This window comes from Arcticibacterium sp., assembly GCF_055134445.1.
In genome coordinates this window covers 1-13,638 of sequence record NZ_JBSRVI010000179.1, presented here as the reverse complement: position 1 = coordinate 13,638, position 13,638 = coordinate 1, and the positions used below count along the sequence as shown (strand labels likewise).

Here is a 13,638-nt window from a genome sequence, read left to right as displayed (position 1 = left end):
TTTTTGGAGGTAGAGCGAATGTTATAAAACTTGGACTTATCGATAGTTGTCCATAACGAGGGTAAAAAATACTATGATTTACCCTCGTTCATGTTTCGAAGGTAAACATTACCCTCGTTTGTGATTGCTTAGTTTTTTTAAGTAATAAAACCACAAGAAACCTCTAGACAAGTTCACCTACACCTGCTCCCAATCATTCTTAAGATAATCCATTGCTTCCAATAAGGCGGTTTTAGATGGCTTCGGATTAAAGCCTAGTTCTTCTCTAGATTTGCTGATGTCATAGTCTTGTTTCAAACCATAAAACATGTCCACATAATGACGTTGAAGTTGTGGTTCTTTGCCCGTTATTTTACTTCCAAACTCCATCAAGCCAGCTACGGTGTAAAGCAGACATTTAGGCACTTTTTTAGGTGTTTTTAGTTTTAATTCTGGATAGCTTTCAGCGGCTATTTTTACACTTTCTTGTAAAGAAGTATGCTGTTCGTTGGCAAGAATATAGCGTTCGCCATTTCTACCTTTTAGCATGGCTTGGTATGCACCCAAAGCCACATCTTTAACGTCTATCCAATTCAAGGTAACATTGGTATCTACAGGAATTTCACCATCTAATATTTGTTTCACGAGGCCATTGGTGTAGCTAAGTTTATGAGCCACGCGGCCTATCATGGCCGATGGTAATACTATCACGGTTCTGATGCCATATTTTTCCCCTAATTCTATCGCAAGTTTATCCGAATCATTTTTGGAGTTGTAATACCAGTTTCTGCGGTCTTGGTTATATCCATTATCCACATTTGCTGGTAATTTGGTAAAATCTAATGAGGCTACCGAACTTACATATACTATGTTTTTAATGCCGCATTCTTTGGCTATATCAAACACATTTTGAGTGCCTTGTACATTATTGTCATATATTTCAACTTTGGGGTTTTTAGCCCACATACTAAAATTTGTTCCTACGGCGTATAAGTTTGTCACGCCTTTAAATGCCTTTTTTAGGGATAATCTGTCGGTAATGTCGGCCTGAACTACTTCGCAGTCTAAACCTTTAAAGGCACCTTGATTGTTTATGTTTCTGACGCTTGCTCTTACTTCATGATTTTTTGAAAGTAATAATCGGACTAAATTGTTTCCTAAATGTCCGTTTGCACCTGTGACTAATGATATTTCTTTGCTCATATTTTTGTTTTCTGTTTAGCAAATTTCAAGAGGAATTGAGCATTTTAAAATAACATTTGTTAGAAAGCGATTTGCTTGCGGATTCTACTCAAAGACTGTGGTTCCATGCCTAAGAAAGAAGCGATGTTTTCTACCGAAACATTTAAGGCTAAATTAGGATGCTGATTCATAAACTTTACATACCGCTCTTTAGCCGTTAAAACCTGAAAGTCTTTAACGCGTTCCAGTTTGCAACTCAAATGTTCATTGGTCACTGTATTTACTAATTCACTAAAGAAGCTGCTGCTTTCTTGTAAGAGGTCAAAATCAGGCTTAGAAATCTTAATAAGATTACAGTCTGAAACCGTTTCATAATATTCTACGGATGGCGTTTCACTCATAAAACTATCCAAAGCTGTGAAAAAGTCCTGTTCAGGAACTAGATGCTGAATGACTAATTTACCATCCACGTTTTGATATCCTTTTACTATTCCCTTATTCAAAAAATATAGATACCGCTCTACATTCCCTGCTTCTAAAAGTTTGCTATGTGCCGGAACATTTTCCACAATCACACATTTTTCCAATAAACTGATGTCGTCAGGGGTGATAGGAAATCGTGCTGTAATAAATTTTAGAAGGCTTTTCATGGAAATCGTCTGTTAAGTAGCGATGGTTTTTGCTTTAACAGCTCAAAGTAGGAATAAATTCGGAAGGACTTAAAAAGCATAGCTTATCGCAAGAAATGTTAATCCTCACTTGTGAATTCCAAAAGGTCACCAGGCTGACAGTCTAGGGCTTCGCAGATGGATTCTAAAGTGCTGAATCTAATGGCTTTTGCTTTGCCAGTCTTTAAGATGGAAAGATTAGATAATGTCAAACCAACCCGTTCCGAAAGTTCGTTCAGGGAGATTTTACGCTTTGCCATCATCACGTCTAAGTTTACAATGATTGGCATAGTTTATACGGTTAAATCGTTCTCGTCTTGAATGGTTATGCCTCTTTTGAAAATATTGGCTATAATATAGACTACAGCTGCCATTAAAATGAATGCTTGACTGTCTGCCCAAAATGGATTTAGGTTATCCGTAACAAAACCTTGATGCATTAAGTTTTTGGCCGACTGCCTGCCTATGTAACTTAATAATCCAATGGAAAAGGTGTAGTAACTAATTTGTGATATTTGCTCCGATACAAACTGGTTGAAGGGTTTTAATAGATCGAAATGGCTAACAAGTTTTATTACCACATAAAATAGGTATGCTTTTAAAAGGGATATGACGAAGATAAAACTATACATACCGTAAAATGCCCATTTGCTCTCCGTATATATGCTGCTTAGGTCGAGCTTCTGATATAAGTTTTGAACAAATTCGGGTTTATAGATGCTGAAAACAAAATTGACCAGCAAACCTCCGGCCTCAATGCATAAGCCAACGAAGATAATCCAAGCCACAATTTTAAGAGCCGTAAATACAAAGTTATCTGTTTTTGACATAATTGATAAATGTTAAATTATGTCGAAAGGTAATATTTATTTATTGATAAGCAATGAAAATATATTCTTTTGCAATGATTGTTTTCTTCTCTTATGTGAGTCGATAAGTGGAACAGTTCTCTACAAAAAAAACACCCCACCAGAAACCCGATGAGGTGCATTAAAAAGAGATTAAGAAGAATCTAAAACTTATAACTATACCCCAATCTAATCACCTGCGTTTCGTAATAGTTTTTGCTGGTGTAGTTGAAGTTGTTTCCTGTAATTTTGGTTTTGATGACCATGGTGTTTAAGAAGTCGGTGACGTTTAAGAATAGCTCGCCTTTACCGTTTTGTATGCGTTTTTTCACACCTGCATCAAGCGAAAACCTAGTGTCTATGGTTCCCTGAGGAATAATATCTGGGCTAAGGTATATGGCGGTTAGCTGTGCTTCTGTGTTTTTTATAAACTTGAAATTGGTGTTTAGTTTTACATTACCTGCAAATATTTCTTGCCGCTCCGCTGTAAAGGTATTGACTACAGGATATTGATTGGTCACCGTAAATGCAGCGATCTGATTATGATAACCATTCAAATTCAGATTCATGCTGACCTTCTCGCTCAGCTCTCTGCTGAGTACCACTTCTAGCCCAGTATTATAGCTTTTTCCTGCGTTCTGAGAGATATTATATATCAGGTTACTGGCGTCTACCGTAGTCGCTATTCTGGTAATGGTACCATCTGAAATTCTATGATACAGGGCACTGTAGAAATAGCCTTTGTTCCAGTCGTTTTTAAAGCCCAACTCAAAACTATTGGTAAACTGCGGCTGCAAACCAGGGTTACCAACTTTTATAATTTCAGCGTCGTCGTATTTCGGAAAAATCCTGATGTCACCCTCATCTGGTCGGTCTACTCTACGGTTATAAAAAGCAGAGAGTTTGTTGCGGTCGTTCAGTTTATAAGAGATTCGGGCATTAGGGAAGGGTTGCAAATAGTTGTAACCATTACTCTTATATGTATTGTGATTTGGGTCTACTTCGTAGCTTAAATTCACATACTCCATTCTTAGTCCCAGTTCGGCTTCCAGTTTTTTGACTTCGTAAGTATAATTACCATAAAGTGCGGGTATGGTTTCTGTATAGGTCGCTTTGCCGTCGGCACCGGTATCTAGGACAGAGTTGGTGGTGGCAGGGTTAAACTGCATATCCGTAGGGATAGTTCTTCTTCTAAATTTAAGACCCGTTTCCAGTAGACCATGTTTCATGGGTCTGGTATAGTCCAACGTAAAATCGGCTACTTTTTGGTCGGCTATCAGGAAGAAAGACTCTTTATTACTGAAAGTGGGCTGGGTGTTGGTGAAGAAATATTTCTCGTCTTCACGGTCAAAAGTATAATTGAATCCTATGTTTAATTTGCGTCCTGGCTGCTCAAATTTATGTTCGTAAGCCACCGAAGCCATGGCAGCGGTAAGCACTTCATCTTCTAAGAATTGCCAAAGTCTTAAACGCTCTCCTGTGTTTCCGCTAAAAAATGGCTGGTCGCCATAATCTTTAATGGTTTCTTGAGAGAATAAACCTGAAATGGTCAAGGTGTTTTGCTCATTTATAAACCAATCTAAACCCGCTTTAGATGTGAAAAAGTTGGTGTCTCTGTTTCGCTTCATTTGCTGATTAACCACGGTGCCGTCGGCATAAGTTCTGGTGATAAACTCATTTTTATTGAGCGTTTGGGTATACAGGTTATCAGCTTGTAAAAATAAATTGACTTTCTTTTTTCTATAGTTGAGAGCCACCGAAGGGTTGATTTTTGGCGTAGCCTGATATTGCGGACGTATGCCGGGTAGGTTTTCTCTACGAACCCACAAGGCTCCTAATCCTGTAGATAAACCCACTTTTCCGTTCAGTCCATTTTGTTCTTCTTTTTTGAGAATGATATTGATAATACCCGCATTTCCGTTGGCGTCATATTTTGCCGAAGGGTTATTAATAATTTCAATTTTGGCTACGGCAGAGGCAGGAATATTGTCTAAACCATTTTGGTTTCCAAAACCCGTGATAGCCGTTTGTTTGCCGTCAATCAATATGGTGACTTGGTTATTTCCTCTCAGCTGCACTTGGCCGTTTGTGGTGGTAAGTCCAGGCAAATTGTTCATAGACTGCAGCACGCTACCACCGCCTTGGCTAATGTTATCGTCTACAGTGTAGGTTTTTTTATCCATGGTGGTAGCCACAGCATCTTGGCTGGCAGTCACCACTACTTCGTTGAGTTGCTGGGCGTTTTCTTGTAACATAATGATTCCGATGTCAATAAACTCAGAATTGGAACCTACAAAGAGCGGAGCGGTATGTTTCGTATAACCCATATAGGTCATTTCAATGACGTAGTCAGCAGGTTTTACATGTGCCAAGGTAAAGAGTCCTTTGTCGTTTGTGATGGTTCCAGATACAAAAGATAGGTCAGCGGCGTTTTTCAAAACCACATTGACAAAGGGTAGGGATTCAGAGCTTACTTTATCTTTTAAAGTTCCGGATACGCTTACCGATGTTTTCTGTGCCAAGAGCCCAAAGGGCGATAGCAGGATGCACGCGAATAGAATATGCTTAATCATTTGTTTTTGTTTGGCTTAATTGTCCTTTTGAGTTTATTGTTACTTCGAGTTTTTCTTCTCCTACTTCAATCTGAAACTCGTATGATTGGTCTAAAGAAGTTTCCGAGATCTCCGCTTCTTCTATCTCGTAATCGTTGAAGTTTTGATCTAAAATAGCACGTATTTCTGCGGGGATTTCAGACGTATTAATCTCAAATTCTGTTTCTTTCCAGTCGCCGATGGTAGAGAAGTTGGCAGAATAAGCTTTGTCACTGACTTTGAACTCCGCTTCCCATTCTGTTTCGTTTTCCTTTTCCCATGATACTTTTTTAGCATCTGGAAATTTTTCATTGAAAGCGGTCAGTACTTTTTCAGGAGCTGTTTCAGACAGGCTACACGATGGCAGCGTGAGCGTACCTAAAAGTAATGTCAACCCTATTAAATTTTTCATGTTTGAATTTTATATGGCACAAAAATCAGATAGGAATTAGAAGAAATTTGGAATTTTTAGAATACTACAGAAAAAGTGTGAAATTCGTTTTCAAAACGATAGTCCACTTGCCAATTATTTTTATTAGCAATCTCCTTAATGATGGCAAGACCTAATCCACTACTGACTTTATCTTTTGATGCAGAGGCAAATCGCTCAAACAAATGTTTTTGGTCTAAAGCATTCTTTCCTGAGTTGGCCATGGAAATCGATCTTTTTTCCAGTTTGATGAGGATTTCGCCTTCGGAAAAAGTATGCCTGATGGCATTAGAAAGTAAGTTTTGGAGAAGCGTTTCTAGTAAAAAGCCGTTGGCATTTATGGAAATGGTGTCTTTTATATTGGTCACCACTTTCAGTTGTTTGGCATTCATATAATCTTCAAAAAGGACTAAGGCGGAATCCATATATTGTCCTACATCCAGTTTTTCTTGCTCTCTGTATTGATGGTTTTCCACTTTTGCCAGCAGCAGCAGGTTCTTATTGATGCGAGATAGACGAGTAAGCGGAGCTTCAATACTGCTTAATAACTGCGATATTTCTGGCGTTACAGCCTTTTCCTGAATCAGTAAATCAAGTTTTGATTTCAGCAGAGCAATGGGTGTTTGAAGCTCATGGGAAGCATTTTCTATGAATGATTTTTGCTGCTGATAGGCCGCTATATTGTTTTGGACCAAATCTTGAATGGATTGGTTCAGTTCCTCAAATTCTTGAATGTCGGTAGGAGCTAGGTTTAGTTCTTGGTCTTTACGGAGGTCAAAAGATTGTAAAGAACGCAGGGTTTGATAGAATGGCCGCCAACTATTTGCCGCTATTTTTCGATTGAGTAAAATGAAACCGATAATCAATATTACAAAAAACATAAATGTAACGATTGTGACCGCTAGCAATGTTTGGTCTGCTTCTTCTACATTGGTTTCTATGGTGACTTGATAGGGCTGCCCGCTGATGTCTAGATAAGATATAAGTCCACGAAAACGGTCTTCACCATCGTCTACGTCATATTCGTTAGGTCTGATAACCTCATAAACGCTATCTGCTCGACTTTGAAGTTTGTCTGTTTTAGCAATGGATACACCGGGCTGTAACTGACCCCAAATTTGATTTATCTTTTCTATGTCGTCAGGTGTAAACGTATTAGATTGAAGTCGTTTTTTCGTGTGCTGTAGCGTAAGCCAATTGTTTTCGTCCAGCTCATTGACCCAAATGTGGTCTACCACTACCACATAAACAGGAATGCTGATGAGTAGCACCAGCAAGGAGTAAATAATAAAGGCTTTAAGGGGTCTGTTAAGTAACTTATTCATAGTTCCCATTTATATCCGGTTCCGTATATGGTTTTGATATAATCGCCGTAACCACTTTCCTTTAACTTTCTTTTGAGGTTTTTGAGGTGTGCGTACACAAAATCGTGGTTGTCAAACATATCGGCAAAATCTCCAGAAAGGTGTTCAGCGATGGCACTTTTAGAAAGCACTCTGTTTTTGTTTCCTATAAAGAAGAGGAGCAGGTCAAATTCTTTTTTGGTGAGGATAACGAGAGTCTGGTTTACAGTAACAGTTTTAGAATGAATGTCAATGGATAATTCGTTTTGAGAAATGACATTATTGTTATCAAATTGTTTTCTTCTTATTAGCGATTCTATGCGTGCCGCTAACTCTGCTTGATGAAAGGGTTTGGCAAGGTAATCATCTGCTCCTAGTTTCAGACCCTTCACTTTGTCGTCTAGTGAGTTTTTAGCAGAAATGATAATGACGCCCTCTTGTTTGTTTTGCTTTTTTAGTTCGTCCAGAATGCTTAATCCATCGCCTCCAGGAAGCATGAGGTCTAAAAGAATGCAGTCGTATTCATGGGTGAAAATTCGTTCCATGGCAGCCGGGTAATCAGAGACCCATTCGCATCGGTATTGCTCATTGGTGAGGTATTTTACCATGTCTTGAGCCAACTCTGTTTCATCTTCGATAATCAGGATTTTCATGGTGTCAAAGAAACGAACAGATTTGGAAGAAATTTAGAATTCTTAGTTTGTGCATTGAAATATAGTAGTACCCGTGTTTTATTTAAACACGAAATATCAATCTGTTAAGCCTTTGCCATCCAATATTTGAGTTATATATTTCTCCACTCTGCTCGTCCGTGTTTTGGATTGCTTGGCTTGCGAAAAATGATAAATATATCCTCTCTGTCTACCCGGAGTTAGTGCTTCAAAAGCTTTTTTGAGTGCAGGGTTTTCATTCAATTTCACTTGAAACTCTTCTGGTATTTCGTATTCAGAGGTCTTTTTAAGCACCACTTTTGCTCCAGAGTCTTCCACTTCACAGGCTTCAAAAACATAATCCGTTATCAGGTCTTTCAGCTCAATTATTTCGGGAACACTTGTAAATCTTATTTGTCTGGCCGACTGCACGTTTTCTGTTTGCTGAATTAAAACGCCCTTACTGTCTTTTAATAAAACGCCTTTAGGGAAGAGTATGGCACAATATTCCTTGAAAGTATGTATCAAAACCACATTACTATTCTTGTAAGTGTAGGTAGGCACACCCCATTTTAGCTCTTCCACCAGTTGGCAGTCGAGCAAGATGGTTCTTAATGCTTTGATTTCTTCCTGCCATTTTTCGGCTTTGGTAAAGTACCAATCTACTTTCGGGTTCATAGTTTATTCCATTAAGAATTATAAGTAAGGATCAGTTTTCTCGATGCTGGTCTTAAATACCAAGATGCCACGGCAAGGCAAACGATAACCAAGGGTACTATGATATGAATCACTTCACTGCCCGACATGATGTGAGAGATGGAAGCTCCGGTCATGGCAAAGACTATTCCTGCATAAGCCCACTCTTTCAGTAATGCGAATTTAGGAAGGAGTACGGCGATGATGGCCAGCAGTTTCCAGAAGCCAATGATAGACAAGAAATATAAGGGGTAGCCCAATGGAGCAAAACCTTCCACCACCTCTTTGATTTGTAACAGTTGGCCTAAACCACCAATCATTGTAAAACACAGCAATCCTGTGCTTATCCAGTACGCTATTTTTCTTCTTTTTTCCATTGTTTTAAAGTTTTTTCTAGTCGGTTATGAGCCATATTTAGGCCGATGGCAAATGGCCATTTTAATTGTTCTGCTCTATGTGTGGCGGACTGATAAATGATATGCATCTTTAATCTACTAGTCTGGTTTGTAAGTGGCTCAAACTCCAGAAATTCTAACTGAGTGCCAAAAGGCATATCCTCAAATTCAAAAGTCCTTGTAATGTTTTTATTAGGCTTGAAAGCATGAATGACGCCGTGGAAACGGTAGGTTTTGCCATTTGGACCGCTTGTTTCAAAGAGGAAACTGCCATGTTTTTTACTTTCCAGTTTCAACACTTTTGTGCCCATCCATTGTTCCAAAAGATAGGTCTCGGCATGGGCTTTGAAAAGCAAGGCTACAGGTATATCAAATTCTCTTGTTATCCATAAATCTTGCTCGCCTTCTTTGGCTTGAATGCTCGTTTTTTGTTCCATGGCTTGTTAGGTAAAGTTTTTCATGAGGGTCTCTAATTTATTGAATCTGTCGTCCCACATTTGTCTGAAAGGCTCAATGAAATCGGCCACTTCCTTCATTTGTTTTGCATTTGTTTGATAGTACACTTCTCTGCCGTTTTGCTCTTGATGAAGCAACTCACATGCAGTCAGGATTTGTAAGTGCTTTGAAACGGTGGGTCTAGAAGTATTGAAATTTGATGCGATAGCACCTGCAGTCATAGATTGCGATGCCACCAACAGCAGTATGCCCCTTCTTGTTGGGTCTGCAATGGCCTGGAAAACATCTCGTCTTAAATTCATTATGAAGTCATTTGGCTACGAATATATATGTAGTTATTCGGCTACGCAAATCTTATTGATTTATTTTCAGTGGTATATGCGTGTTAAACTATTTTTCTCATGGAGTAGAGAAAGTGAAGGATTTAGGACATTAAAAAAAAAGGTATACACCTAAGTCAAGCGTAAGGCGGCTTGCTTTGCCCAGTTTTTAGGCCGTGTTCCAAAACACTCCGCAATAGCGTCTACACCAATAATGGTTCCTCTGGCCAGTCGTCCTAGCAAAGCTATGGGAATTTGCGTATTGACATTTTTAGATTTTACATAGCCGTTTTCATCGGTGTCAACACCGTGTTCGTCATGAACCGCTTCTATTAAATCACAGGAAAGTAAATTTTCTATTATAGGTGAATTGACCATTTCAATTTTAGGTGGGTCCAAAACAGAATTTATCATTATTTCGGCGGTTAAGGTCTTGTTTTTACCGATAAACTGCCATCCTGTGGGACTCAACTTGAACGTTGGGTTTTGCAGCATTTCCAAGTTCATAATGCCCGATTTTACAAGGGCTAGCATTTGCTGTATGCTTTCCACTGGTGGGCCATAAGAATACCTTTTTGTGCTTTCATCTAGAGCAATGATATCCGAAAAAACGTTTATAGAACACGCATTAAATGAAAGGTGCATATAAAGGGATGGCTGACAGAATCGCCAAACCTGACCTATGCAGTAATCTAGACTAACAGCTTCTTTTCCGCTGGCCATTGCCACAAAGTCTTCCATGATTTTGGTGGCCGACTGCTTTTGCGAAAGCAGTGCTTCATGTTGAAATTCTTGGTTTAATAAATATTCTTTAATCACCTGTTCGGCCTCTACCAAGGTTAATTTTTCCGCCATCCAAGCATTTGGTAGACCCAAGTAGATTTTAGCGGCTATAGGAGCAAAGGCTTCTATCAGAAAAAGGGTGTTCACAGCCTCCCGCTGCGTTTTTTTATTTCCTATCTGGGTTTCAAAAGTTAATAGTTGGTTTGCTGAAGGTCTAAACCACTCATTTATTTTTTCATTTAGCGGTTTTGGAGCGAGTGGTAAACCGTCTAATGAAAATGGGATAAGCATGTCAGAAATATCAAAAGAAGTGGTGTAATGGCATGCTCTGGTATAGGCATCATCTGTTATGAAATCACCATACTTTTCGGCGATGCCCCTTATCACATCTACCATCGACAAGCCAAAACCACGGATACCGATTTTGCTTTTTTCTGTGAGCAAGGGGTGGTTTAAAAAGTCCTGAACAGGGTATGGAGCTTTGAAAAGTTTGGTTTTACAATGGGCTGAAGAAAAACGATCCCAATCCAGCATTTGTTCTCCATGCTCTGTGGGTTGATGACCTATCGTTAAAAGCACTTCGTCTACATTATCAAAGGTACTTTCACTGCTTTTAATACAGAGTTTTCCATCGTCTTTGAGTTGAATATCTACCACTTTCTCTGTCCATAAAGTAATGATGCCAGCACGTATAAGTGGTGCTACAAAAGCCTGAAAGCGTTCGTGTAAATATTTTCCAATTTTGCTTCTAGGTGGATAGTAGTCTGCTTTAAGGGGTGATATTTCCTTATAATCTTCTTTTATCCAATCTTTATAGGTTGGGAACGATGGCAGATGAATTGTATCAATTTGCTGTGTTTCTCGCATTTCAAGAGATAGAACACGATCAGAAACGTTCATCCAATTGGTTTTGGGCTGGTTTATGTCATACACCTGTCCATTTCCGAAATGGCCAGTTTCTTCAAAAAGTAATATGTCCACCTTAAGCAAATCTCGAATTTCCAAGACGAAATTCTCTAAAGCATAAAGTCCTCTAGGACCTACACCGATAATTCCTAAAACTTTTTTCTCCGGCATACTTGATGTTAAATGAATGGAACTAGCAGATCTAATTTCATGAACTAAATACGCCAGAAAAATATTTTGGATTATCAGTTTGCTGCACTTTAAACCTAGTTTGCTTGGAAGGAAACCTCGATTCTTAACGCTCTCCTCGAATCAATTTATAACACTACAATCCGTTTCTATTCAAATATTCTTGGTTTAAATAGTTCTTTCATTTTCGAGAAATCTTGTTTTGGCTTGCGGCAAATGTAAATTCTCTGATATAGTTCTTCTTCTGTATCGGCAAAGGGATTATAGATTGATTTAATCAGGGTGACTTCCTCAAAATAGGGGTTGAAATAGTCCCCAATTTGATAGCTTAAAGCTATAACGGTACCAGGCATTTTACTTTTGTTAGGAGCCCAGTTGTAAAAGCTGCCATGATAGGAAAATGCTTTTGGAATATTATAAGATGCTCCAAACAAACCGACTGCTCCAGCCTGTGCATAGTGCTTAGCCCAAATTAAACAATCTTGTTTTTCATTATTTGGTAAACTATCGTAAATGTTAGCCAGCTCGTGCATGGTTGTTTTCCATTTCTCTTGTGTATAATATTCATCGTATTTAACTCCAAATTCCCCACCAACAATGTCGTTTTTTTCAAAAGGATATATTCTTTCCAGATAGCGGTTAAAATTATAAACAGGCATCCCAAAAGGGATTAAAAGGGCACCTGAAATCATTAAAGCTGAAACTGGGTAAATTATCCATTTGCGATTCACAAAAACAATTTGCTCCCAAAACATAGCTCCAAATGGGAGTAATGTTAAGGATATTGGATAAAAATAATAAGCCTTTCCGTTTTTAAATACAAGCAAGAAAAAGGAAATGCCAATGGCGGCGAACAGCACAGGAACTACGATACTCCTGTTTTTTGACCAGAAAAGATAAAACAATGCTGGGGCCACCAATAATATAGAAACTACGGGATTAAGGGATATTAATAAATCCCTGAAATTCTCAAACCTACTTATTTTGTCTAGCTGTGTTTCGTAAAGCCTGCTGGTCATTTGAAGTAAGGGGAAGTCATTCATGTATTGCCAAATAGTATTGGGTGTAATACATAAAAGAAACACCATAACATTAATCCAAAATTTGTGTTTTACTAAGGCCGTCCGAGTTCTTTTGAAATACAAAAGCGATGATAAACCAAAAAGGAAAAAGAAGCTATCATATTTTGTCAGTAAGCCCAAAATACAAAACATGGTAAGATACCTTAAGGATTTTTTGTCGAGATGATTTACGAAACGTGTCAACTGATAAAAACCTAAAACCCAAAATAACTGACTGAAAATTACGGGTTGAAAAAGCTGCTGTGACCTGCCAAAACTTGGTGCAATTATAATAGCCAGTAAAACTAAAAATACAGCCTTGTTTTTTCCTCCCAATTCAAGGGTTGTTTTTGCTACGAAAATTATAATGAGTAGTGATGCCGCGTGTGAGAAAAGATGGTGAATAAATACGGAATTGGATTGAAATAAATTTTGTATAAATGCAAGGGCACCAATTAACGGAGGGAATTCCATGTAGCCAAAGGCAAGGTGTTTTCCTGCTTCAATATGTAATAACTCATCTCCTTGAAACCCCGAATGGCTGTCTGCAATGAGATGTAAAGTGAGCTTTACCATACAGAAAAATGAAATAATCAACTTGGTTTTTCTATTCATTTCATTTGAATCGAGATATATCAGTTTTAGGAGCGGTGGCGTAGACTTTCGTGATTTTAAAACACTTTAAAAATACACTTAAATTTAAGCGGATAATGGAAAAGTATGTATAATGATAATGACTTTTGGTATACGCCCTATCCTTACTAATGAGGTGCTACATAGCTGTCTTTGCCATTTGTTAGCCAATCTAAAGAAACACGGGTAAATACATTTTTCTGATAGTCGTCTTTTTCAAAGAACAAACCAATATCACCGTTTGAAAGTATTGTCATGGAAGGGTAGGCAGAACTTTCGGCGTAGATGGTTTTCCCTGCGGCCCAGGTTTTACCTTCGTCATAACTAATTCTGATGGTCATGTTTTTACGATCATCCTTACTATTTGCATTAGCAAACAGCAGTCTGTTTTTGTCATGACCCTCTTTTATGGAGGTATACCTAATGAAACTGGCATTACAGGCTGGATCAATAAGGGAGGTATCTGGTTCAGAAAGCCATGTTTTGCCCTGATTGGTGGAGGTATGGA

General features: G+C 38.5%; 15 protein-coding genes. All 15 read right to left on the bottom strand.

Translation table 11 applies throughout. The features are described from left to right. Nucleotides 1–177 precede the first annotated feature (177 nt). Nucleotides 178–1,182: an NAD-dependent epimerase/dehydratase family protein gene (locus ACTBZY_RS23780; protein WP_463048900.1), complete on the bottom strand. Its 1,005-nt coding sequence runs from the start codon at nucleotides 1,180–1,182 to the stop codon at nucleotides 178–180. 59 nt (nucleotides 1,183–1,241) lie between these two features. After that, nucleotides 1,242–1,811 carry a Crp/Fnr family transcriptional regulator gene (locus ACTBZY_RS23775; RefSeq protein ID WP_463048899.1) on the bottom strand — a complete coding sequence of 190 codons (570 nt, stop codon included), beginning with the start codon at nucleotides 1,809–1,811 and terminating at the stop codon, nucleotides 1,242–1,244. A 98-nt stretch (nucleotides 1,812–1,909) separates the two neighbouring features. Then, nucleotides 1,910–2,119 (bottom strand): helix-turn-helix domain-containing protein, encoded by a 210-nt coding sequence (locus tag ACTBZY_RS23770; RefSeq protein WP_463048898.1) that lies wholly within the window; start codon nucleotides 2,117–2,119, stop codon nucleotides 1,910–1,912. 3 nt (nucleotides 2,120–2,122) lie between these two features. Next, a complete protein-coding gene (locus ACTBZY_RS23765; protein ID WP_463048897.1) occupies nucleotides 2,123–2,659 on the bottom strand; it encodes a DUF2975 domain-containing protein in 537 nt (178 codons plus the stop codon). Between the two features lie 182 nt (nucleotides 2,660–2,841). Continuing rightward, nucleotides 2,842–5,250 (bottom strand): TonB-dependent receptor, encoded by a 2,409-nt coding sequence (locus tag ACTBZY_RS23760; protein WP_463048896.1) that lies wholly within the window; start codon nucleotides 5,248–5,250, stop codon nucleotides 2,842–2,844. Then, a complete protein-coding gene (locus tag ACTBZY_RS23755; RefSeq protein WP_463048895.1) occupies nucleotides 5,243–5,680 on the bottom strand; it encodes a PepSY-like domain-containing protein in 438 nt (145 codons plus the stop codon). The genes ACTBZY_RS23760 and ACTBZY_RS23755 overlap by 8 nt, the downstream gene beginning before the upstream one ends. A gap of 56 nt (nucleotides 5,681–5,736) precedes the next feature. Beyond that, the gene (locus ACTBZY_RS23750; RefSeq protein WP_463048894.1) at nucleotides 5,737–7,023 is read right to left on the bottom strand and encodes a sensor histidine kinase; all 1,287 of its coding nucleotides are present in this window, start codon (nucleotides 7,021–7,023) and stop codon (nucleotides 5,737–5,739) included. Further along, nucleotides 7,020–7,694 carry a response regulator transcription factor gene (locus ACTBZY_RS23745; protein WP_463048893.1) on the bottom strand — a complete coding sequence of 225 codons (675 nt, stop codon included), beginning with the start codon at nucleotides 7,692–7,694 and terminating at the stop codon, nucleotides 7,020–7,022. The genes ACTBZY_RS23750 and ACTBZY_RS23745 overlap by 4 nt, the downstream gene beginning before the upstream one ends. Nucleotides 7,695–7,790: 96 nt before the next feature. Then, nucleotides 7,791–8,369 carry a YdeI/OmpD-associated family protein gene (locus ACTBZY_RS23740; protein WP_463048892.1) on the bottom strand — a complete coding sequence of 193 codons (579 nt, stop codon included), beginning with the start codon at nucleotides 8,367–8,369 and terminating at the stop codon, nucleotides 7,791–7,793. An 11-nt stretch (nucleotides 8,370–8,380) separates the two neighbouring features. Beyond that, the gene (locus ACTBZY_RS23735) at nucleotides 8,381–8,764 is read right to left on the bottom strand and encodes a DoxX family protein (protein ID WP_463048891.1); all 384 of its coding nucleotides are present in this window, start codon (nucleotides 8,762–8,764) and stop codon (nucleotides 8,381–8,383) included. Then, on the bottom strand, nucleotides 8,743–9,219 hold the full coding sequence (locus ACTBZY_RS23730; RefSeq protein ID WP_463048890.1) for an SRPBCC family protein: 477 nt from the start codon (nucleotides 9,217–9,219) through the stop codon (nucleotides 8,743–8,745). The genes ACTBZY_RS23735 and ACTBZY_RS23730 overlap by 22 nt, the downstream gene beginning before the upstream one ends. A 6-nt stretch (nucleotides 9,220–9,225) precedes the next feature. Further along, nucleotides 9,226–9,540 carry an ArsR/SmtB family transcription factor gene (locus ACTBZY_RS23725; protein WP_463048889.1) on the bottom strand — a complete coding sequence of 105 codons (315 nt, stop codon included), beginning with the start codon at nucleotides 9,538–9,540 and terminating at the stop codon, nucleotides 9,226–9,228. A 150-nt stretch (nucleotides 9,541–9,690) separates the two neighbouring features. Then, nucleotides 9,691–11,418: an FAD/NAD(P)-binding protein gene (locus tag ACTBZY_RS23720; protein WP_463048888.1), complete on the bottom strand. Its 1,728-nt coding sequence runs from the start codon at nucleotides 11,416–11,418 to the stop codon at nucleotides 9,691–9,693. A 167-nt stretch (nucleotides 11,419–11,585) separates the two neighbouring features. After that, a complete protein-coding gene (locus tag ACTBZY_RS23715) occupies nucleotides 11,586–13,112 on the bottom strand; it encodes an ArnT family glycosyltransferase (RefSeq protein ID WP_463048887.1) in 1,527 nt (508 codons plus the stop codon). Nucleotides 13,113–13,258: 146 nt separating this feature from the next. Then, the coding region (locus tag ACTBZY_RS23710; RefSeq protein WP_463048886.1) for an exo-alpha-sialidase at nucleotides 13,259–13,638 on the bottom strand (380 nt) is incomplete at its 5' end.

What these genes read in the sequence shown, in the direction of transcription:
- ACTBZY_RS23755 (WP_463048895.1), bottom strand. Translation starts at nt 5,680, where the DNA reads ATGAAAAATTTAATAGGGTTGACATTACTTTTAGGTACGCTCACGCTG.
- ACTBZY_RS23750 (WP_463048894.1), bottom strand. Translation starts at nt 7,023, where the DNA reads ATGAATAAGTTACTTAACAGACCCCTTAAAGCCTTTATTATTTACTCC.
- ACTBZY_RS23780 (WP_463048900.1), bottom strand. Translation starts at nt 1,182, where the DNA reads ATGAGCAAAGAAATATCATTAGTCACAGGTGCAAACGGACATTTAGGA.
- ACTBZY_RS23725 (WP_463048889.1), bottom strand. Translation starts at nt 9,540, where the DNA reads ATGAATTTAAGACGAGATGTTTTCCAGGCCATTGCAGACCCAACAAGA.
- ACTBZY_RS23745 (WP_463048893.1), bottom strand. Translation starts at nt 7,694, where the DNA reads ATGAAAATCCTGATTATCGAAGATGAAACAGAGTTGGCTCAAGACATG.
- ACTBZY_RS23740 (WP_463048892.1), bottom strand. Translation starts at nt 8,369, where the DNA reads ATGAACCCGAAAGTAGATTGGTACTTTACCAAAGCCGAAAAATGGCAG.
- ACTBZY_RS23760 (WP_463048896.1), bottom strand. Translation starts at nt 5,250, where the DNA reads ATGATTAAGCATATTCTATTCGCGTGCATCCTGCTATCGCCCTTTGGG.
- ACTBZY_RS23765 (WP_463048897.1), bottom strand. Translation starts at nt 2,659, where the DNA reads ATGTCAAAAACAGATAACTTTGTATTTACGGCTCTTAAAATTGTGGCT.
- ACTBZY_RS23720 (WP_463048888.1), bottom strand. Translation starts at nt 11,418, where the DNA reads ATGCCGGAGAAAAAAGTTTTAGGAATTATCGGTGTAGGTCCTAGAGGA.
- ACTBZY_RS23770 (WP_463048898.1), bottom strand. Translation starts at nt 2,119, where the DNA reads ATGCCAATCATTGTAAACTTAGACGTGATGATGGCAAAGCGTAAAATC.
- ACTBZY_RS23735 (WP_463048891.1), bottom strand. Translation starts at nt 8,764, where the DNA reads ATGGAAAAAAGAAGAAAAATAGCGTACTGGATAAGCACAGGATTGCTG.
- ACTBZY_RS23730 (WP_463048890.1), bottom strand. Translation starts at nt 9,219, where the DNA reads ATGGAACAAAAAACGAGCATTCAAGCCAAAGAAGGCGAGCAAGATTTA.
- ACTBZY_RS23715 (WP_463048887.1), bottom strand. Translation starts at nt 13,112, where the DNA reads ATGAATAGAAAAACCAAGTTGATTATTTCATTTTTCTGTATGGTAAAG.
- ACTBZY_RS23775 (WP_463048899.1), bottom strand. Translation starts at nt 1,811, where the DNA reads ATGAAAAGCCTTCTAAAATTTATTACAGCACGATTTCCTATCACCCCT.